This is a genomic window from Okeania sp. SIO2B9 (assembly GCF_010672505.1).
Taxonomy (GTDB): Bacteria; Cyanobacteriota; Cyanobacteriia; order Cyanobacteriales; family Microcoleaceae; genus Okeania; species Okeania hirsuta.
This window is the reverse complement of the sequence record NZ_JAAHGK010001800.1, coordinates 1-1054: the sequence shown is the minus strand read 5'-3', so window position 1 is coordinate 1054 and position 1054 is coordinate 1. Positions and strand designations below refer to the sequence as shown.

Here is a 1054-nt window from a genome sequence, read left to right as displayed (position 1 = left end):
AGCCCAAGGTACATTACCTGTTGCTATTCCCTCTGGTAAAGCACATATAACTGAATATGAATGGCCAATACTAATGGGTTTATTTCCTTTAATTGGATTAGGATAATGGATAAAGGTTTTGTCTGCTAATGTAGCTGAAAAAGGACGGGGACAAGGAGTTGTATCAATTCCAAATAAATGAAAATGTCGGGAAACTGGAGTAGGAATTGTTTGAGATGCAGCCTCTAATAAGTAATTAACTTGTTGTGAGTAATTATGATCATTTTGAGCGGGTAAAAATTCTTGAATTCCTTTATATAAACTGTTATAATCTCGTCGAAATAAAGGATGTTCAGACAATTCTACTACCGAACTTGCGATTTGGTTTGATGAGAGGGCATCTACTAATTCTGTGACAGTTTCTTTTCTAGCATTAACTCCATGATATAAGTTTTCCCTCCAGTATAAGAACTCCTTGATGGACTGACTGTTTTCTTGATTTTTCATGGTTGTGAATAATACACCTCTGAATATTAGTGTATATTTTACGCTAACCTAGATGCTTTCTTAACTATTCAGTCTTATGTCTACACCAATATCCAAGCACACCACTCAATCAGCAGCCATTAGAGGGAAACAAATTCAGAGTTTAATCCGTAAGATGAAGCAGAAAATTAAGAAAATTGAACGAGAAGGAGAGGTGATTCCTCGTGATTGTCATATCATTCGTTATCAAGTCAATAGAAATCAGAAACTGTACTATTATTATAAATTACAATCTACTTCACCGATTTTTCCTATGGCTACTGATAGTCAGAAAAAAACTAAATATAAGTATTTAGGAAAAGGGGGAAGTGAAGCTCATATTGATGCAGTTGAAAAAATGACTCGAAGGAATCTTATTGATGAGTTGGAGAGAGTTGTTCATTCCCTTCAAGAAAGTTATTTAGATATCTGTTTCGGTGGAGAAATTGAACCAGACCCATCCTATGATTTTCAGGATGATAAATAATTTCAAAAACAAAGATAATTCCAGTATGAATTCGGTCTTTAAATCTTAATTTCAGTAGTTAGT

General features: G+C 34.1%; 2 protein-coding genes. One reads left to right on the top strand and one right to left on the bottom strand.

The annotated features are described in order from the left end of the window. Window positions 1-486, bottom strand: a 486-nt coding sequence (locus F6K13_RS34525) for a transposase (RefSeq protein WP_287290157.1), incomplete at its 3' end; no start/stop codon positions are given. Window positions 487-562: 76 nt separating this feature from the next. Between F6K13_RS34525 and F6K13_RS34520 the strand changes: the two genes are divergently transcribed. Further along, window positions 563-991, top strand: coding sequence for a hypothetical protein (locus F6K13_RS34520; protein WP_287290156.1), 429 nt, complete (start codon window positions 563-565; stop codon window positions 989-991). Window positions 992-1054: the final 63 nt, after the last annotated feature.